The organism is uncultured Ramlibacter sp., from assembly GCF_936925435.1.
GTDB lineage: Bacteria > Pseudomonadota > Gammaproteobacteria > Burkholderiales > Burkholderiaceae_C > Ramlibacter.
Genome location: NZ_CAKZHQ010000013.1, coordinates 33097 through 49482 on the forward strand (window position 1 = coordinate 33097; position 16386 = coordinate 49482).

Here is a 16386-nt window from a genome sequence, read left to right on the forward strand (position 1 = left end):
GCTGGCGCCTAGCGCAGCGCGCGGCGCTTGCTCCATTCGCGCAGAGGCTTCTCGACAAACCGCTCGCTGGCCAGCGCCAGCAAAAAGGCCGAGCCGATCACGGCGGCTGACAGCGCGAGGCGCCCCCCGACAGGCCATTGCTCGGGGCTGCCCCAGCCGAGGCGGGGGATAACGGTCCAAGTCAGGCCGAAGAAGAGCACGGGGTGCATCAGGTACAGCCCGTAGGTGGCGTCCCCCAGGTGGGCGGCGGCTCGGGCGCTGTCGTGGCGCAGTGCCAAACCGGTCGACAGCCAGACCAGCAGGAAGCACAAGGCCATGCACAGCAGGCCGCGCCAGCCCAGGAGTTCGTCGCCTGCTTGCGCGGGATTGAGCAGCCACAGCAGTCCAAATCCGCCGGCGAGCACACCGGGCACCAGGGCCGGAGCGATCGTTGGCATCCGGCCGGCACGGCGCGCCAGCCCGAGCAGGCAACCGCCCATGAAATAGGCAGCGAAGGCCGGCACCTGGTGGTAGGCCACCGCATTGGCGGCATAACCCTCGGGGCCACCGGCGGTCCAGCGGATCCAGGCGAGCTGCAGCACCAGCAACAGGCACAAGAGCACCAGGCCGGCATGGCGCTTGAGGCCGGCCCACAGAAACAGCGGGAACGCGAGGTAGTACACGGCTTCAATCCCCAGTGACCAGCCGCCGATCAGCACGGAATTGGCCGCCGGGTTCCAGAAACCGAACAGGAAGGCGGCATTGAGCGCCAGCTTGGCCAGCAGAGTGTCCGTCACGCCGTCCCTGGCCATCTTCCAGGGCAGGACCAGGAGCATCAGCGCCAGATACAGCGGCGCCAGCCGCATGTAGCGCACCCACAGGAACTGGCGGAACCTGAAGCCGCCCTGCTCGAAGCGGCCGGCATAGGTGTAGGCCAGGCTGGCGCCTGAGAGCACGAAAAACAGATAGACCCCGTAGCTGCCAAAGCTGTGCAGGGCGGTCACACCCTGCCACAGCAGCAGGTGGTAGACCGCGACCGCGAGCGCGCTCAGGCCGCGCAGCACATCCCAGCCAAGGACGCGTTCGCCAGCGCCACCGGCCGCGCCACTCACAGTGGCGCCACCCGGTCCATGTCCGGGCGCTCCAGCCACTGCGCAAATTCATCGACCAGCTGCGCGCTGGCACTGACCGCGCTGTTCCAGGCTGTCATGCGGCCCTGCAGGTCGGGGCCGTAACGCGTGAAGTCGGTGCGGTCCGGCAGCTTGCCATTGGGCAAGGTTCTGACCCACTCGGGGTTGGGCGCCAGCACCACCATGCTGTCCAGAAAAGGCGTGGCGCCGTGCCGCCATTTCAGGCCCTTGTCCAGCCAGCCTGGAATCACGGCCTTCTGGAAATGCGGATACAGCACCAGGCCCGCAGGCTGCGCCGGCGCGTAGTCCAGGTGCAGGTGGTAGTCGGTGATGCCGCCATCCCAGTAGGCGCCGCGCGGCGCGCCAGGGATGTCGTGGATGGCGCGCAGCACGAAGGGAATGGAGCAGCTGGCCTGCAAGGCCGCATTGAAATTGGCTTCCGACAGCGCGACCTGGCGCGTACGGTAGTCGCCCGTGCCAAAGGGCAAAGCTGCCGGCGTCTGGCCACTGGCGCTGGAGAAGACCACCCGCTCCAGCCAGCCGCCCATGGCCTTGCGGTGCAGCAGATTGGTCAGGAAGGCGCCCAGGTAGCCCAGCGGCGTGGCCAGGCCGTGTTCGCGGCCCAGCATGTGGCGGCCGCGCGAAGTGACGATGTGCAGGCGGTAGCGCGGGTGGTTGAGCACCTGGGCGATGCGCCCGCCATAGAAGTCCTGCAGACTGGCGCCAAAGCGCTCGCTGACCAGGTCGGCCGAGGGCATCTTGCGGCCCGGTTCCGGTTCGTAGTGCTGGGCGATGTAGTCGCGCTCGAGCCGCTCGAAGGCCGGCACCGGCTGGTCCAGGCAGGCGGTGGCCATGCGCCAGGCGCCGATGGAGGCGCCCACCAGGTCGATGGGCTGATCCGAACGCGCCAGCCAGTGGCCGAACAGGAAGCGGTCCAGCGGCCCGAGGATCAGGCCCTTGGGCCCACCGGCTGCGCCCGGCACCACACCCACATCCTGCGGCCGCAGGCCGTGCTGTTCGATGTGGCGGAGGGCGCCAGGGCCGGCAAGAATGCGCAGGGCCTGCATGCGGTGTGGGACTCAGCGGCGCAGCTTGGCAAAGGCTCCGGCCATGGCCGTGGGCGCTGCCGGCGCCGCCGCCGTGCGCTGGCCGCGGGCGGCGCCTTCGAAGCGGTTGTCGCGCGGGCCATCGCGCCTGGCCGGCGCCGCGTCCATCTTCATGGTCAGGCTGATGCGCTTGCGCGCCACGTCCACTTCCAGCACCTTGACCTTGACGATGTCGCCGGTCTTGACGATCTCGCGCGCGTCGTCGACGAACTTGTTGGCCAGCTGGCTGACGTGGACCAGGCCGTCCTGGTGCACGCCCAGATCGACGAAGGCGCCGAAGGCCGCCACGTTGCTCACCGTGCCCTCCAGCACCATGCCCTCCTTCAGGTCGGCGATGTCGTCGACGCCGTCGTTGAAGCGCGCCACCTTGAAGTCCGGGCGTGGATCGCGGCCAGGCTTTTCCAGCTCGCCCAGGATGTCCTTGACGGTGATGACGCCGAACTTCTCGTTGGCGAAGAGTTCGGGCTTGAGGGTGCGCAGCATCTCGGCGCGGCCCATGACCTCGGCCACCGGCTTGCCGGTCTGGGCCAGCATCTTCTCGACCACAGGATAGGTTTCCGGGTGCACGCCCGTCATGTCCAGCGGGTTGTCGCCGCCGCGGATGCGCAGGAAGCCGGCGCTCTGCTCGAAGGTCTTGGCGCCCAGGCCCGAGACATCCAGCAGCTGCTGGCGGCTTTTGAAGGCGCCATTGGCTTCGCGCCAGCGCACCACGGCCTTGGCCACGCTGGCCGACAGGCCCGACACGCGCGACAGCAGCGGCACGCTGGCGGTGTTGAGGTCCACGCCGACCGAATTGACGCAGTCCTCGACCACGGTTTCCAGGGTGCGGGCCAGTTCGCTCTGGTTGACGTCGTGCTGGTACTGGCCGACGCCGATGGACTTGGGGTCGATCTTGACCAGCTCGGCCAGCGGATCCTGCAGGCGTCGGGCGATGCTGGCGGCGCCGCGCAGGCTGACGTCAACGTCCGGCATCTCCTGCGAGGCGAACTCGCTGGCCGAATAGACCGATGCGCCCGCCTCGCTGACCACAACTTTCTCCATGGCAGGCAGACCGGCGGCGGCCGCCAGCTTGATCAGTTCGCCGGCCAGCTTGTCGGTCTCGCGGCTGGCCGTGCCGTTGCCGATTGCAATCAGGTTGACGCCGTGCTGCTGCACCAGCTTGCCCAGGGTGTGCAGCGAACCGTCCCAGTCGCGGCGCGGCTCGTGCGGGAACACTGTGGCGGTTTCCACCAGCTTGCCGGTGGCATCGACCACCGCCACCTTGACACCGGTGCGGATGCCGGGGTCCAGGCCCATCACCACCCGCGGGCCGGCCGGTGCGGCCAGCAGCAGGTCGCGCAGGTTGTCGGCGAAGACCTTGATGGCCACCTTCTCGGCGTCCTCGCGCAGGCGGGTGAACAAATCGCGCTCAGTGGACAGCGACAGCTTGACGCGCCAGGTCCAGGCCACGCACCTGCGCAGCAGGTCGTCGGCAGGCCGCGCCTTGTGGCTCCAGCCCAGGTGCAAGGCGATCTTGCCCTCGGCGATCGAGGGCTTGCCCGGCTCGGGCTCCACCGGCAGCGCCAGCTTGGCCTCCAGCATCTCCAGCTGGCGGCCGCGGAACACTGCCAAAGCGCGGTGCGAGGGCACGCGGCCCACCGGCTCGTCGTAGTCGAAGTAGTCGCGGAACTTGGCGACATCGGCGTTGTTCTCGTCCTTGCCGGCAACCAGCTTGGACTTGAACAGGCCTTCGCTCCACAGCCATTCGCGCAGCGAACGCACCAGGGCCGGGTCTTCGGCCCAGCGCTCTGACAGGATGTCACGCACGCCGTCCAGGACGGCCGGCACGGTGGAGAAGTCGGCACCGGGCTTGCCGTCGTCGAGCACCTCGGGCGGCCGCGTGAAGGCTGCGGCCTCGGCCGCGGGGTCCAGCATCGGGTCGGCGAACAGCTTGTCGGCCAGCGGCTCGATACCGAACTCGCGGGCGATCTGGCCCTTGGTGCGGCGCTTCTGCTTGAAAGGCAGGTACAGGTCTTCCAGCTCCTGCTTGGTCGGCGCAGCCTCAATGGCGGCGCGCAGCGCCGGCGTCAGCTTGCCCTGCTCGTCGATGGCCTTGAGCACCGCCTCGCGACGATCTTCCAGCTCGCGCAGGTAGCCCAGCCGCTGCTCGAGCTCGCGCAGCTGGATGTCGTCCAGGCCGCCGGTGACTTCCTTGCGGTAGCGGGCGATGAAGGGCACGGTGGCGCCGCCGTCGAGCAGCTCCACCGCCGTGCGGACCTGCTGCTCGCCCACCCTGATTTCGGCGGCGATTTGCCGGATGATTTTCTGCATTCTGTACTGCTGTTTTTCGAGGGAACGCGGCAGTTTGCCACAGGCTGCGGACACGAAATCGGCGTGTCGGCTGACAGGGGGCCAGCGCCTGGGCCAGCAGCATGAACGCATCCCTTTCCTAGGAGCACACCATGCGAGCCCGACTGGTCATTCTTGTTCTTGCCATCCTCGCGGTGGCCGGCTTCGCCGCGCTGAACTGGTCCGAATTCCTGCGCACCACGCCGCTGAGCTTCGGCCTGGTGGTGATGGAGGCGCCTCTGGGCCTGATCATGCTGGCCATTTTGGGCATCACGGCACTGGCCTTCCTGGCCGCCAACGCCACCTCGCAGACCCAGTTGCTGATCGAGTCGCGCCAGCACAGCAAGGCCTTGCAGGCCCAGCGTGACCTGGCCGACAAGGCCGAAGCCTCGCGCTTCACCGAGCTGCGCCAGCACCTGGACGCGCAATTGCGCGAAAACCGCCAGCGCGAGGCCATCGCCGCCACCGAGTTCGAGAAGGCCATGGTTGGCAGCCAGCGCGAGCTGCGCACCCAGCTCGAGCAGATGAACCGCACCCTGGCAACCCGGATGGGCGAGATCGAGACGCGCATCGATGCGCGGCTGGAGCGCGCCCGCCCGGCAACCGACTTGCGGACCACGCCGCTGGTCTGACCGGCCGTCAGGCGTCGAACAGGCCCGGGCCGTTGACCTGGGCGCGCTCGATCTCCAGCATCTTGAGCTTGGTGTCGACCCCGCCGGTGGCCGAAAAGCCGCCCCCGCGCCCGCCTGCGGCCAGGATGCGGTGGCAGGGCACGACCGGCGCAAAGGGGTTGTGGCCCAGCGCCTGGCCGACAGCCCGCGCCGCGCCCGGCTCGCCCAGCTGCTGCGCCATTTCCCCGTAAGTCATGGTGCGGCCCGGCGGGATGGCCCGCGCCAGCGCATAGACGCGCTGGTGGAACGGCGGCACGCCCTCCATGTCCAACGCAACGTCCAGCAGGCTGTCCGGCTCGCCTTGCAGCAGCTTGCGAACGCGCGCTATCACGGCCTGCACGGCCTCGGGCGGCGTCGTTTCAGGCGTGTCCGCGAAGCGGCTTTGCATGCGCCTGCGCGTGGCCTGTGCATCAGTCCCCGGCAATTGCACACCCACGAGGGCCTGCGCGCCCCAGGCCATGCCACAGGGCCCGATGGCCGTGTCGAAGACGCAAAAGCCCAGCGCCGTGGCCATGGGCTGGTCCGTCAGACGGCCTCGCGCAAGGCCGCGCGCAGCTGCTCGCCCAGCTCGGGCCGCTCGCCGAAGGGGTCGGCCGGGTTCTGGATCTGCACGATGGACTCCATGCGGCTTTGCACGTTGCCCAGGGCCTTGGGGTGGCTGAAGATGTAGAACTGGTCGGCGGCAATGGCATCGAAGACCTTTTGCGCCACGTCCGCCGCTGTCACCTTGCCCGAGCCCACGGCCTTGTCGCTCATGGCCTGGCCGATCAGCTGGCTCTTTGTCGGCTTGTCCGCTGCCAGCTCGCCGGGCCGGTTGCGCTGGCTCTGGCTGATGCCGGTGGGCACGAAGTACGGGCACAGCACGCTGGCGCCGACCTGGTCCGTGACCAGGCGCAGATCCTGGTAGAGGGTCTCGCTCAGGCTGACCACCGCATGCTTGCTGACGTTGTAGATGCCCATGTTGGGCGGCGTCAGCAGGCCAGCCATGCTGGCGGTGTTGACGATGTGGCCCTGCCAGGACGGGTCTTTCTTCGCGGCTTCCAGCATCATGGGCGTGAACAGGCGCACGCCGTGGATCACGCCCCAGAGGTTGACGCCCAGCACCCACTCCCAGTCGGCGACGCTGTTTTCCCAGAGCAGGCCGCCGGCGCCCACGCCGGCGTTGTTGAAGACGAAGTGCGGCGCGCCGAAGCGCTCGAACGTGGCCTGGGCCAGGGCTTCCATGGCCGGCGCGTTGGCGACGTCGACCTTGCGCGCCAGCACCTGGGCACCGGCGGCCTTCATTTCCGCTTCGGCCTTGTCCAGCGCATCCTGCTGGACGTCGACCAGCACCAGGTTCATGCCCAGCCGGGCGCCAATGCGCGCGCACTCCAGGCCGAAGCCCGAGCCCGCGCCGGTCAGCACCGCGGTCTTGCCCTTGAACTCCTTGATCATGCTGCGCTCTCCACTTTCTTCAGGACATAGCCAATGCGGGGGAAATGCACGTGGACGGTACCGGCGCGCGCGTCCTCGCGGCGCAGCGTGTAGTGCATGCGGGTGGCGGCGATGAGCTCGCCCTCGGTAGCTTCGGTGCCAAAAGTTTCCGGCGTCACCGTGACACGGCTGCCCAGCGCGATGCCGTGCTCGTCCTGGAAGGCGCTGTCGATCAAGAGATTGGCGCCGGCGGGCATGGGTTCTGCAGCATTGGCCACGGCGATGGCGTCAGCGGCTGTGAACTTGTCCATGCCGCCGTGGCCGATGGCCGCCAGCCTGTCCATCCATTCGCCGACGGCCGGCGTGGCATTCATGATGTCGGCCACCACCGGCACGCGGGTGCGGGTGAACCACAGCGGGTGGTAGGTGGCGAAGTCGGCCACGCAGGGCTCGGCGCCGAACAGGAACTCGTGCTCTTCCACCATGTGGGCGATGCGCCGCAGGTAGGAGCGGTAGGCCGCGCTGGCATCGGCCGAGCGCAGCCGCACCATGTTGCTGCTCATGGCCTTGCGGTCGTCGCCAAAGGCTTTCGCCACCTCGGGCGGCGCGCCGGCAAACATGTGGGCCGCGCCCTTGGGCTGCAGGTTGTGCGCCATGGCCGCCCAGAACAGCGTGGTGTCGGCCCATTGCGCGAACACCCGCGACACGCCCTTGAGATGCGGCGGATACAGGGTGGGCTCGGGCTGCACGTGCTCGAGCACGTCGCAGATCAGGGCGCTGTCGCAGTAGATGTCGGCGCCGACCTGCATGAAGGGCGTCTTGCGGTAGCCGCCGGTCAGGGCCAGGACGTCGGGCTTGGGCATGATGGACGGGATCACCACCGACTTCCAGCCCAGCTTTTTGCGGCCAAGGATCAGGCGGACCTTCTCGGAAAAGGGGGATGTCGGGTAGTGGTGCAGGATGAGGTCGGCCATGGATGTCCTTCAGCGCGGCAGGGCGCGCGCAATGATGCTGTCGAAATCGGTTTGTGCGCCCAGGCTGCCGAAGCTGTGGCCCCAGTTGCCGGCGATGCGCGAGTCGCAAAACGCACTGAACACCGCGGCCGGGGCGCTCTGGAACAACAGCGCCGCTTGCACGGCCATTGCCACGTCCTGGGCCAGGCGGCGGACCTCGGTCTCGCTGGCCATGTCCTCCACCCGGGCCGGCAGCGCAGCGGCCAGGCGGTCCAGCGCGGCGTGCGCTCCTTTGGCGGGTGCGAGTTCCTGCGCCAGCGCCGCCGCTGCATCGGCCTTGCGCAGCGCACGCAGCAGGTCCAGCGCCATGATGTTGCCGGCGCCCTCCCAGATGGAGTTGAGTGGCATCTCGCGGTAGATGCGGGCCATGATGCCCTCGCCGCCCTCCTCCACATAGCCGTTGCCACCCAGGCATTCCATCGCCTCCTGGGCGAAATGGCTGCCGCGCTTGCAGATCCAGAACTTGGCGATCGGCGTGAGCAAGCGCGCCATGACCGCCTCGTGCGCCTCATTCTTGTGGTCAAAAGCCCTTGCAAGCCGCATGGACAGGGCGCAGGCCGCTTCACTTTCGATAGCAAGATCGGCCAGCACATTGCGCATCAGCGGCTGCTCGATCAGCGGCTTGCCGAAGGCCTGGCGCTGTTGCGCGTGGTTCAGCGCGATGGCCAGCGCCTGACGCATCAGGCCGCTGGTGCCCAGGGCGCAGTCCAGCCGCGTCATGGTGCCCATCTCCAGGATCTGCGGGATGCCCCGGCCCTCTTCGCCGACCAGCCAGGCGCTGGCGCCGTGGAACTCGACCTCGGAACTGGCATTGGCCTTGTTGCCCAGCTTGTCCTTCAGCCGCTGGATGTGGATGACGTTGATGGCGCCATCTTGTAAAACGCGCGGCACGAAGAAGCACGACAGGCCGGCCGGCGCCTGCGCCAGCACCAGAAAGGCGTCGCACATGGGCGCCGAGAAAAACCATTTGTGGCCGGTGATGCGGTAACGCTGGCCCCAGCCGTCCTGGCCATCGGCCACGGCCTGGGTCGTGTTGGCGCGCACGTCCGAGCCGCCCTGCTTCTCGGTCATGCCCATGCCCATGGTCAGACCGGCCTTGTCTTTCCAGGGCTTGAGCGCCGGGTCATAGGCGCGCGCCGTCAGCCCAGTCTGCCAGTCGGCGTACACGGCGGGGTTGCTGCGCAGCGCCGGCGTGACGGCATAGGTCATGGAGATGGGGCACAGGATGGAGGGCTCCAGCTCGGTGAAGAGCATGAAGCCGGCCGCCCGCTGCACATGGGGCGAGGTGCCCTCGCCCAGCCACGGCGTGCCGTGCAGGCCGGCTTCGGTGGCCAGACCCATCAGGGCGTGGTAGCTGGGATGGAACTCGACCTGGTCGACCCGCCGGCCGAAGCGGTCATGGCTGTGCAGTTGCGGTGTGTGGACGTTGGCCAGGCGCGCATGGGTCTGCATGTCCACGCTGCCCAGCCTTGCGCCCATCGCCGACAGGGCCGCGGTGTCCAGCTGCGGCGCGTTGAACTTGAGCGCGTCGCGCAGGCCGGCGTTGCCTTCAAACAGGTTGTAGCCGGCCAGCGGCGCCGGCTGGTTGAAGACCTCGTGGGTCGCCTCCATGGCTGGGCTCAGATCACCTTGACGAGCTGCTTGCCGAAGTTCTTGCCCTTGAGCAGGCCCAGGAAGGCTTCGGGCGCGGCCTCGATGCCTTCGGCCACAGTCTCGCGTGGGCGCAGTTTGCCGGTGCCCACCAGGGTGCCCAGCTCCTTGAGGGCCTCGGGCCAGACTTCCATGTGCTCGCTGACGATGAAGCCTTCGATCTTCAGGCGGTTGGTCAGAATCAGTTGCGGATAGGCCAGCGGCAGGGGCTGGCCATCGTAGCCGGCGATCATGCCGCACAGGGCGATGCGGCCGAAGGCGTTCATGCGGCTGAGCACCGCGTCCAGCACGATGCCGCCGACGTTCTCGAAGTAGCCGTCGATGCCGTCCGGGCAGTGTTCCTTGAGCGCCTTGGACAGCGAGGCCGCGTCCTTGTGCAGGCGGTAGTCGATGCAGGCATCGAAGCCCAGTTCCTCGACCGCGTACTTGCACTTGTCCGGGCCGCCGGCGACGCCAACCACGCGGCAGCCGCGCGCCTTGGACAGGGCGCCGAAGGCGCTGCCCACGGCGCCGGTGGCGGCGCTGACCACCATGGTCTGGCCGGCCTTGGGCTCGATGATCTTGACCAGGCCATACCAGGCCGTGACGCCGGGCATGCCGACGGCGCCCAGGTAGTGCGACAGCGGCACATGGGTGGTGTCGACCTTGCGCAAGGCGCCGACCTGGTCGCCATTGACCACGCTGTACTGCTGCCAGCCGCCAAAGCCCACGACCTTGTCGCCGACCGCGTATTTGGCGTTCTTGCTCTCCACCACCTCGCCGACGGTGCCGCCCTGCATGACCTGGCCCAGCGGCTGCGGCACGGCATAGCTCTTGGAGTCGTTCATGCGGCCGCGCATGTAGGGGTCCAGGCTGAGGAAATGGTGGCGCACCAGGACCTGGCCGTCCTGCAGGGCCGGCGTGTCGGCTGTCACCAGCTTGAAGTTGGAAACGGTGGCTTCGGCTTGCGGACGGTTGTCCAGTTGGATCTGCTTGTTCTGGGGCATGTGTGTCTCCTTGGGGTGCCGTGCGTCAGTCGGTTGAAATGACGTTCAGCGGATTGGCGCTTTTGGGCCCGGTGGGCAGGCGCTTGACGTACTTGAAGGTGCCGGTGGCATGGGCGCAGGCCTTGCCATCGGCGTCGAAAATCGTGGCCTCGGTGAAGGCCATGGTGGCCGTGCGGTGGATCAGCCGGCCCTTGCCGGCCAGCAGGCCGCGGGCCGGCTGCATGAAGCTGGTCTTCATCTCGATGGTGACAACGCCCATCTCCTTGTCGACGCTGCGCGCCGCCACCGCCATGGACACGTCCATCAGCGTCATGATGGCGCCGCCGTGGGTGACCCCGAAGGAATTGAGGTGCTCGGCCTGGGCCTGGTAATGGATCTCGGACTGGCCGCCCTCGAACAGCACCAGCTCGAAGCCCAGGTGGGTGACGAAGGGGATCTCGACGCCGAAGTTCATGACCAGTCGGCGCTGGGCCGCCCCAAGCCGACGACGGCCCCCTCGGGGGGCAGCGCATTACACGAAGTGAAAAGCGTGGGGGCCATGTTCAGCCTCCGGTGATGACCGAGACGCCGCCGTCCACCGCCAGCCACTGGCCGGTGATGTGCTTGCCGGCGTCGGAGGCGAACAGCAGGGCCGTGCCCTTGAGGTCCTCATCGTCTCCCAGGCGGCGCAGCGGCGCGTGCGAGGCCAGCTTGTCCTCGCCCAGGCGGTCGAGCGTGGCCTGGGTCATCTTGCTGGGGAAAAAGCCCGGGCAGATGGCGTTGACGTTGATGCCGTACTTGCCCCATTCGCAGCCCAGGGCCTGGGTGAAGGTGATCACAGCGCCCTTGGAGGTGTTGTAGGCCAGGGTCTGCATCTCGGCCGGGTTGCCGCCCAGGCCGGCGATCGAGGCGATGTTGATGATGCGGCCGCTCTTGCGCGGGATCATGGACTGCTTGGCGATGTGCTGGGCCAGGATGAAATAGCCGCGCACGTTCAGGTTCATCAGCTTGTCCCAGGCTTCCACCGGGTAGTCCTCGGCGGGCGCGCCCCAGGCGGCGCCGGCGTTGTTGACCAGGATGTCGACCTGGCCCATGCGCTGCAGCGTCTCGTCGGCCAGTCGGCGAATGTCCTCCTCGCGGCCGCAGTCGGCGGCGATCCAGCGGGTGTCGATGCCGGCGGCTTGCAACTCGGCGGCGGCCTCCTCCAGGTCAGCAGCTTTGCGAGAGCTGAGCATGATGCGGGCGCCGGCCTCACCCAGCGCATGCGCCAGCTGCAGGCCCAGGCCGCGCGAGCCGCCGGTGACCAGGGCGGTCTTGCCGCTGAGGTCGAACAATTGCTTCACGGTGCGGGTCATTCTTGTCCTTCTTGTCTGCGAAAAATCAGCTGTCGATTGTGCTCTTGACCATGGTCGAACGGACCCAGATCAGGACCACGCCCGCAGCGGCGGCAAGGCCGCCCAGCACCACCAGCACCCAGCCCACGGCCAGTTGGTGGTCCAGCAAGGCCAGGCCCAGTACCAGGGTCAGCAGGCCGCCGAAGAGCAGCACCCAGACCAGGGTCTCGACCCGCGCGATGGCTTTGGCCGAGGCCATCAGAAAGCCTCTTCCGGCATGTCGGCGCAGGTGCTGTCGCGGCCGGTGACCACGTTCAACCAGGCGCCGATCTTGGGCAGTTCGTAGTGATAGAAATAGGTGGTAGCCCGCAGCCTGCCTTCTTGTGCTGCTGCGTTTTCAGTAGCGCCTGAGGGCTGGGCCAGGAGCACATCGAGCCAGACCCAGGCCAGCACCATATGGCCGAAGGCCTGCATATAGGGCACGGCATTGGCCAGCGCTTCATTGGGCACGCCTGTGGCCCAGGCCGCCTTGGTGGCGGCGCCCACCTGTGCCAGGGCCTTGCCCAAGGCATTGGCGTGCGCCGCCAGCTCCGGCCGCTGGATGGCGCGCTCGATGGTGGTGTTGATGCGGCCTGCCAGCAGCATCAGGCCGCGGCCGCCCTCCATCAGCACCTTGCGGCCCAGCAAGTCGGTGGCCTGGATGCCGTGCGTGCCCTCGTGGATCATGTTCAGGCGGTTGTCACGCCAGTACTGCTCGACCGGAAAGTCGCGCGTGTAGCCGTAGCCGCCGTGGACCTGGATGGCCAGGGAGTTGGCCTCCAGGCACCATTCGCTGGGCCAGCTCTTGGCGATGGGGGTCAGCACCTCCAGCAGCAGGCGGGCCTCGTCGGCCGCCGCGGCGTCGCCAGTGTGCTGCTCGTCCACCAGTCGGGCGCAGTACAGACCCAGGGCCAGCGCGCCCTCGGCATAGGACTTTTGCGCCAGCAGCATGCGCTTGACGTCGGCGTGCTCGATGATGCGCACCTGCGGCTGGGCCGCGTCCTTGCCTGCCGGTCCGACAGGTCTTCCTTGCGGCCGGTTCTTGGCGTAGTCCAGCGAGGCGTAGTACCCGGCCAGGCCCAGCATGACGGCGGCCAGGCCGACGCCGATGCGCGCCTCGTTCATCATGTGGAACATGCAGCGCAGGCCTTCGTGGGGCTTGCCCACCAGGTAGCCCACGGCACCTGCCTGTCCATCGACAGGGAACTTGCCCTCGCCGAAATTGAGCAACGTGTTGGTCGTGCCGCGCCAGCCCAGCTTGTGGTTCAGGCCGGCCAGGGCCACATCGTTGCGCACGCCGGTCAATTGGCCGTCGGTGCCGACCAGCTTCTTGGGCACGACGAACAGCGAGATGCCGCGCGTGCCGGGGATGAGCTTGCCGTCCGGGCCCGGGATCTTGGCCAGCACCAGATGGACGATGTTCTCGGTCAGCTCGTGCTCGCCGGCCGAAATCCACATCTTGTTGCCTTTGAGGCGGTAGCGCGGACCCAGGGGCTCGGCTTCGAAATCGGCGCCGTCCGGGACGGCGCGCGTCGTGATGTCCGACAGCGAGGAACCGGCCTGTGGCTCGGACAGGCACATGGTTCCGGAAAAACGGCCGCTGAACTCGTTGCGCGCGAACACCTGCTTTTGCATCTCGGTGCCGTGCACCAGCAGCAGGTTGGCATTGCCCTTGGTCAGCAGGCTCGAGCCCATGCTGACCGAGGCCAGGCCGAAGAAGGCGTTGGCCGCCGCCTCGATGGTGTAGGGCAGCTGCATGCCGCCCTCCTCGTAGTCCTGCGCGGCGCTGAGCATGCCGGACTCGGCATAGGCGCGGTTGGCGTCGTGCGTGGCCTGCGGCAGGATGACCTTTTCGCCGTCGAAGCGGGGCTCCTCGGTGTCCACCGTGCGGTTGAACGGCGCGTACTTCTCGCGGGCGATGCGCTCGCAGGTGTCGAGCACCGCGTCGAAGGTCTCGCGAGAGTGGTCGGCAAAGCGCTCGCGGCTCGCCAGCCCCTGCGCCTCCAGCCAGTCGTACAACAGGAAGTCGAGCGTGGGGCGAAGGCTCATGGCGTCAGAGGACTTCGAAGACCCCGGCTGCGCCCATGCCGCCGCCGATGCACATGGTGACGACGACCTTCTTGGCACCGCGGCGCTTGCCTTCGATCAGGGCATGGCCGGTCAGGCGCTGGCCCGAGACGCCATAGGGATGGCCGACGGCGATGGCGCCGCCGTTGACGTTCAGGCGGTCGCCCGGGATGCCCAGCTTGTCGCGGCAGTAGATCACCTGCACGGCGAAGGCTTCGTTGAGCTCCCACAGATCGATGTCATTGACCGTCAGGCCCAGCTTCTTGAGGACCTTGGGGATGGCATAGATCGGGCCGATGCCCATCTCGTCGGGCTCGCAGCCGGCGACGGCAAAGCCCAGGAAGCGGCCCAGGGGCTTGAGGCCCTTGCGGCTGGCCACGTCTTCGTGCATCACCACCACGGCGCCGCCGCCGTCGGAGAACTGGCTGGCATTGCCGGCCGAGATCACGCCGCCGGGGATGGCCGGGCGGATGCCGCTGATGCCTTCTTTGGTCGTGCCCGGGCGGATACCTTCGTCATCAGAGATGGTCACTTCCTTGGTGCGCAGTCCCAGCACCGCGTCGGCCACGCCGGCCTGCACGGTGATGGGGGCGATCTCGTCCTTGAACAAGCCCTTTTCCAGGGCAGCGGTGGCGCGTTGCTGGCTGGCGGCGCCGTACTCGTCCATGGCGTCGCGGCCGATGTTGTAGCGCTTGGCAACCTGTTCGGCCGTCTGCAGCATGTTCCAGTAGATCTCGGGCTTGATCTTGTCCAGCGCCGGGTCGCGCATCATGTGGGTGTTCATTTCCTGCTGCACGCAGGAGATGCTTTCCACGCCGCCGGCCACGAAGATGTCGGCCTCGCCGGCGATCACGCGCTGGGCCGCCATGGCGATGGTCTGCAGGCCCGAGGAACAGAAACGGTTGACCGTCATGCCCGAGGTGGTGATGGGGCAGCCGGCCATCAGCGCGATCTGGCGCGCGATGTTGGCGCCGGTCGCGCCCTCGGGGTTGGCGCAGCCCATGATGACGTCGTCGACTTCGCCGGCATCGATGCCGGCGCGGGCGATGGCGTGCTTGACGGCGTGGCCGCCCAGGGTGGCGCCGTGCGTCATGTTGAAGGCGCCCTTCCAGCTCTTGGCCAGGGGCGTGCGGGCGGTGGAAACGATCACGGCGGAAGTCATGGCGAGGCCTTTCTCTGTCAGGTATTCTGGGAAATCAGGGTGCCGGCGCAGCCGTCGAGGCCGTGCCGGACGCGTTTTGCAAAAGCTGGTGGTAGAAGCGCACCAGCTCGGCCAGGTTGGCCGTGGAGATGCGCTCATCCGTCCCGTGCAGCCGCGGCAGGTCTTGCGGCGTCACGCGCACGGGCGAGAAGCGGTAGATGTTGTCGGTCAGCCCGGTGAAATACTGGGAGTCCGAACCGGCCACGTAGAGGGCGGGAGAGACCAGCACGTCCGGGAAGACCGCGCGCAAGGTCCGGTTGAGCATCTGGTAGGGAGCGGCGCTGGTCGGCGCCACGCCGGTGGGATCGATGGCGCCGGGAAGCTCCGTCACCTCGACGCCCTCGCCCACCTTGGAACGCACATGGGCCAGCACGGTTTCACGCGTCTCGCCGGGCATGATGCGGAAGTTGACCACGGCCTGCGCCTGGCCGGGGATCACGTTGTCCTTGTTGCCGGCGTTGACGATGGTCAGCGCCGTGGTCGTGCGCAGCATGGCATTGGTGCCGCCGCTCTTTTCCAGCTGCGGCTGCACCAGGGGCCCGAACAGCCACAGGTTGGACAGGGCCACGCGCTGGAAGCCGCCCATTTCCGGCGCCAGCGTTTCGAACATCTCGCGCGCCACGCCCTTCAAGGCGGCGGGCAATTGCTGTTCGTCCAGCCGGCGCAGGGCCGCGCTGATGCGCGAGATGGCGGTGTTGCCCGGCGGCGGCGGCGCCGAGGAGTGCCCTGCAACGCCGCTGGCCGTGAGCGTGGCCGACAGGTAGCCCTTCTGGGCGATGCCCACGATCGCCAGCGGCTTGTCCAGGCCGGGAAACAGGCCCTGCGAGATGAACAGGCCTTCGTCGATCACGAAGTCCAGCTGGACCTTGCGCGACTGCAGCAGCGCCGCAATCGGCTTGGCGCCGCGCAGGCCGTTGACCTCCTCATCGGCCCCGGAGATGAGGTAGACGGTCTGGCGCGGCTTGAAACCGCTGGCCAGCAGCATCTCCACCGCCTCCATCTGAGCGATCAGGTTGCCCTTGTCGTCCCAGGTGCCGCGGCCCCAAACATGGCCGTCGCGCAGTTCGCCCGCAAAAGGAGGGAAAGTCCACTTGCCTTCGGTGCCGGGCTCGATGGGCACCACGTCGTGGTGCGCCAGCAAGGCGATGGCCTTGGCCGCCGGGTCCGTGCCGGGCCAGGTATAGAGCAGGCTGTAGCCGCCGACCACCTCGCGCTTGAGCGCGGCGTGGACCTTGGGAAAACGCTGCTCCAGGTACGCATGGAGCTTGCGGAACTCGTCGGCGTTGGCTTCCGGTTCCGTCAGGCTGGAGATGGTCCGGAACCGGACCGCGCCCACCAGCTTGTCGGCGACGCTCTTCTCGTCCACTGCCAGCGGCGGCGCCGGCGGCACGGCGATCTGGCGCGACCCCTGGCGCAGCGTGTTGGCAGCGACAACGGCCACCAGCAGCAACACCAGCGCCAGCAGGCCGAGCAGGACTCGTTTGATCACT

The 16386-nt window shown here is 67.9% G+C and carries 15 protein-coding genes; 1 reads left to right on the top strand and 14 read right to left on the bottom strand.

Going from position 1 to position 16386, the window contains the following annotated elements:
• Positions 1-8: 8 nt before the first annotated feature.
• Genes Q0632_RS07930 through Q0632_RS07940 form a run of 3 tightly spaced genes read right to left on the bottom strand, consistent with a single transcriptional unit; the run spans position 9 to position 4525 of the window.
• Positions 9-1091 carry an acyltransferase gene (locus tag Q0632_RS07930; protein WP_298926883.1) on the bottom strand — a complete coding sequence of 361 codons (1083 nt, stop codon included), beginning with the start codon at positions 1089-1091 and terminating at the stop codon, positions 9-11.
• Complete coding sequence (locus Q0632_RS07935; RefSeq protein ID WP_298926891.1) at positions 1088-2176, bottom strand: phospholipase; 1089 nt, start codon at positions 2174-2176, stop codon at positions 1088-1090. The genes Q0632_RS07930 and Q0632_RS07935 overlap by 4 nt, the downstream gene beginning before the upstream one ends.
• A 12-nt stretch (positions 2177-2188) precedes the next feature.
• Positions 2189-4525 carry a Tex family protein gene (locus Q0632_RS07940; RefSeq protein WP_298926896.1) on the bottom strand — a complete coding sequence of 779 codons (2337 nt, stop codon included), beginning with the start codon at positions 4523-4525 and terminating at the stop codon, positions 2189-2191.
• 131 nt (positions 4526-4656) lie between these two features.
• Between Q0632_RS07940 and Q0632_RS07945 the strand changes: the two genes are divergently transcribed.
• The gene (locus Q0632_RS07945; protein WP_298926900.1) at positions 4657-5175 is read left to right on the top strand and encodes a hypothetical protein; all 519 of its coding nucleotides are present in this window, start codon (positions 4657-4659) and stop codon (positions 5173-5175) included.
• 7 nt (positions 5176-5182) lie between these two features.
• Here Q0632_RS07945 and Q0632_RS07950 read toward each other — a convergent pair whose 3' ends face one another.
• From Q0632_RS07950 to Q0632_RS08000, 11 genes are all read right to left on the bottom strand, one after another.
• Positions 5183-5728 carry a methylated-DNA--[protein]-cysteine S-methyltransferase gene (locus Q0632_RS07950; protein ID WP_298926905.1) on the bottom strand — a complete coding sequence of 182 codons (546 nt, stop codon included), beginning with the start codon at positions 5726-5728 and terminating at the stop codon, positions 5183-5185.
• An 11-nt stretch (positions 5729-5739) separates the two neighbouring features.
• Complete coding sequence (locus tag Q0632_RS07955) at positions 5740-6648, bottom strand: SDR family oxidoreductase (RefSeq protein WP_298926908.1); 909 nt, start codon at positions 6646-6648, stop codon at positions 5740-5742.
• Positions 6645-7601: a glutathione S-transferase family protein gene (locus Q0632_RS07960; protein ID WP_298926913.1), complete on the bottom strand. Its 957-nt coding sequence runs from the start codon at positions 7599-7601 to the stop codon at positions 6645-6647. The genes Q0632_RS07955 and Q0632_RS07960 overlap by 4 nt, the downstream gene beginning before the upstream one ends.
• 9 nt (positions 7602-7610) lie before the next feature.
• Positions 7611-9251 (bottom strand): isovaleryl-CoA dehydrogenase, encoded by a 1641-nt coding sequence (locus Q0632_RS07965; RefSeq protein WP_298926918.1) that lies wholly within the window; start codon positions 9249-9251, stop codon positions 7611-7613.
• Positions 9252-9259: 8 nt separating this feature from the next.
• Positions 9260-10276 carry an NADP-dependent oxidoreductase gene (locus Q0632_RS07970; protein WP_298926923.1) on the bottom strand — a complete coding sequence of 339 codons (1017 nt, stop codon included), beginning with the start codon at positions 10274-10276 and terminating at the stop codon, positions 9260-9262.
• Between the two features lie 25 nt (positions 10277-10301).
• Positions 10302-10730, bottom strand: a complete 429-nt coding sequence (locus Q0632_RS07975; protein ID WP_298926928.1) for a PaaI family thioesterase — start codon at positions 10728-10730, stop codon at positions 10302-10304.
• An 88-nt stretch (positions 10731-10818) separates the two neighbouring features.
• A complete protein-coding gene (locus Q0632_RS07980) occupies positions 10819-11610 on the bottom strand; it encodes an SDR family oxidoreductase (protein ID WP_298926933.1) in 792 nt (263 codons plus the stop codon).
• A gap of 25 nt (positions 11611-11635) precedes the next feature.
• Positions 11636-11848, bottom strand: a complete 213-nt coding sequence (locus Q0632_RS07985; protein ID WP_298926936.1) for a hypothetical protein — start codon at positions 11846-11848, stop codon at positions 11636-11638.
• The gene (locus Q0632_RS07990; protein ID WP_298926940.1) at positions 11848-13677 is read right to left on the bottom strand and encodes an acyl-CoA dehydrogenase; all 1830 of its coding nucleotides are present in this window, start codon (positions 13675-13677) and stop codon (positions 11848-11850) included. The genes Q0632_RS07985 and Q0632_RS07990 overlap by 1 nt, the downstream gene beginning before the upstream one ends.
• 4 nt (positions 13678-13681) lie before the next feature.
• Positions 13682-14857 (bottom strand): acetyl-CoA C-acyltransferase, encoded by a 1176-nt coding sequence (locus Q0632_RS07995; protein WP_298926944.1) that lies wholly within the window; start codon positions 14855-14857, stop codon positions 13682-13684.
• 34 nt (positions 14858-14891) lie between these two features.
• The gene (locus tag Q0632_RS08000) at positions 14892-16385 is read right to left on the bottom strand and encodes a M20 family peptidase (protein ID WP_298926949.1); all 1494 of its coding nucleotides are present in this window, start codon (positions 16383-16385) and stop codon (positions 14892-14894) included.
• Between the last annotated feature and the right edge of the window lies 1 nt (position 16386).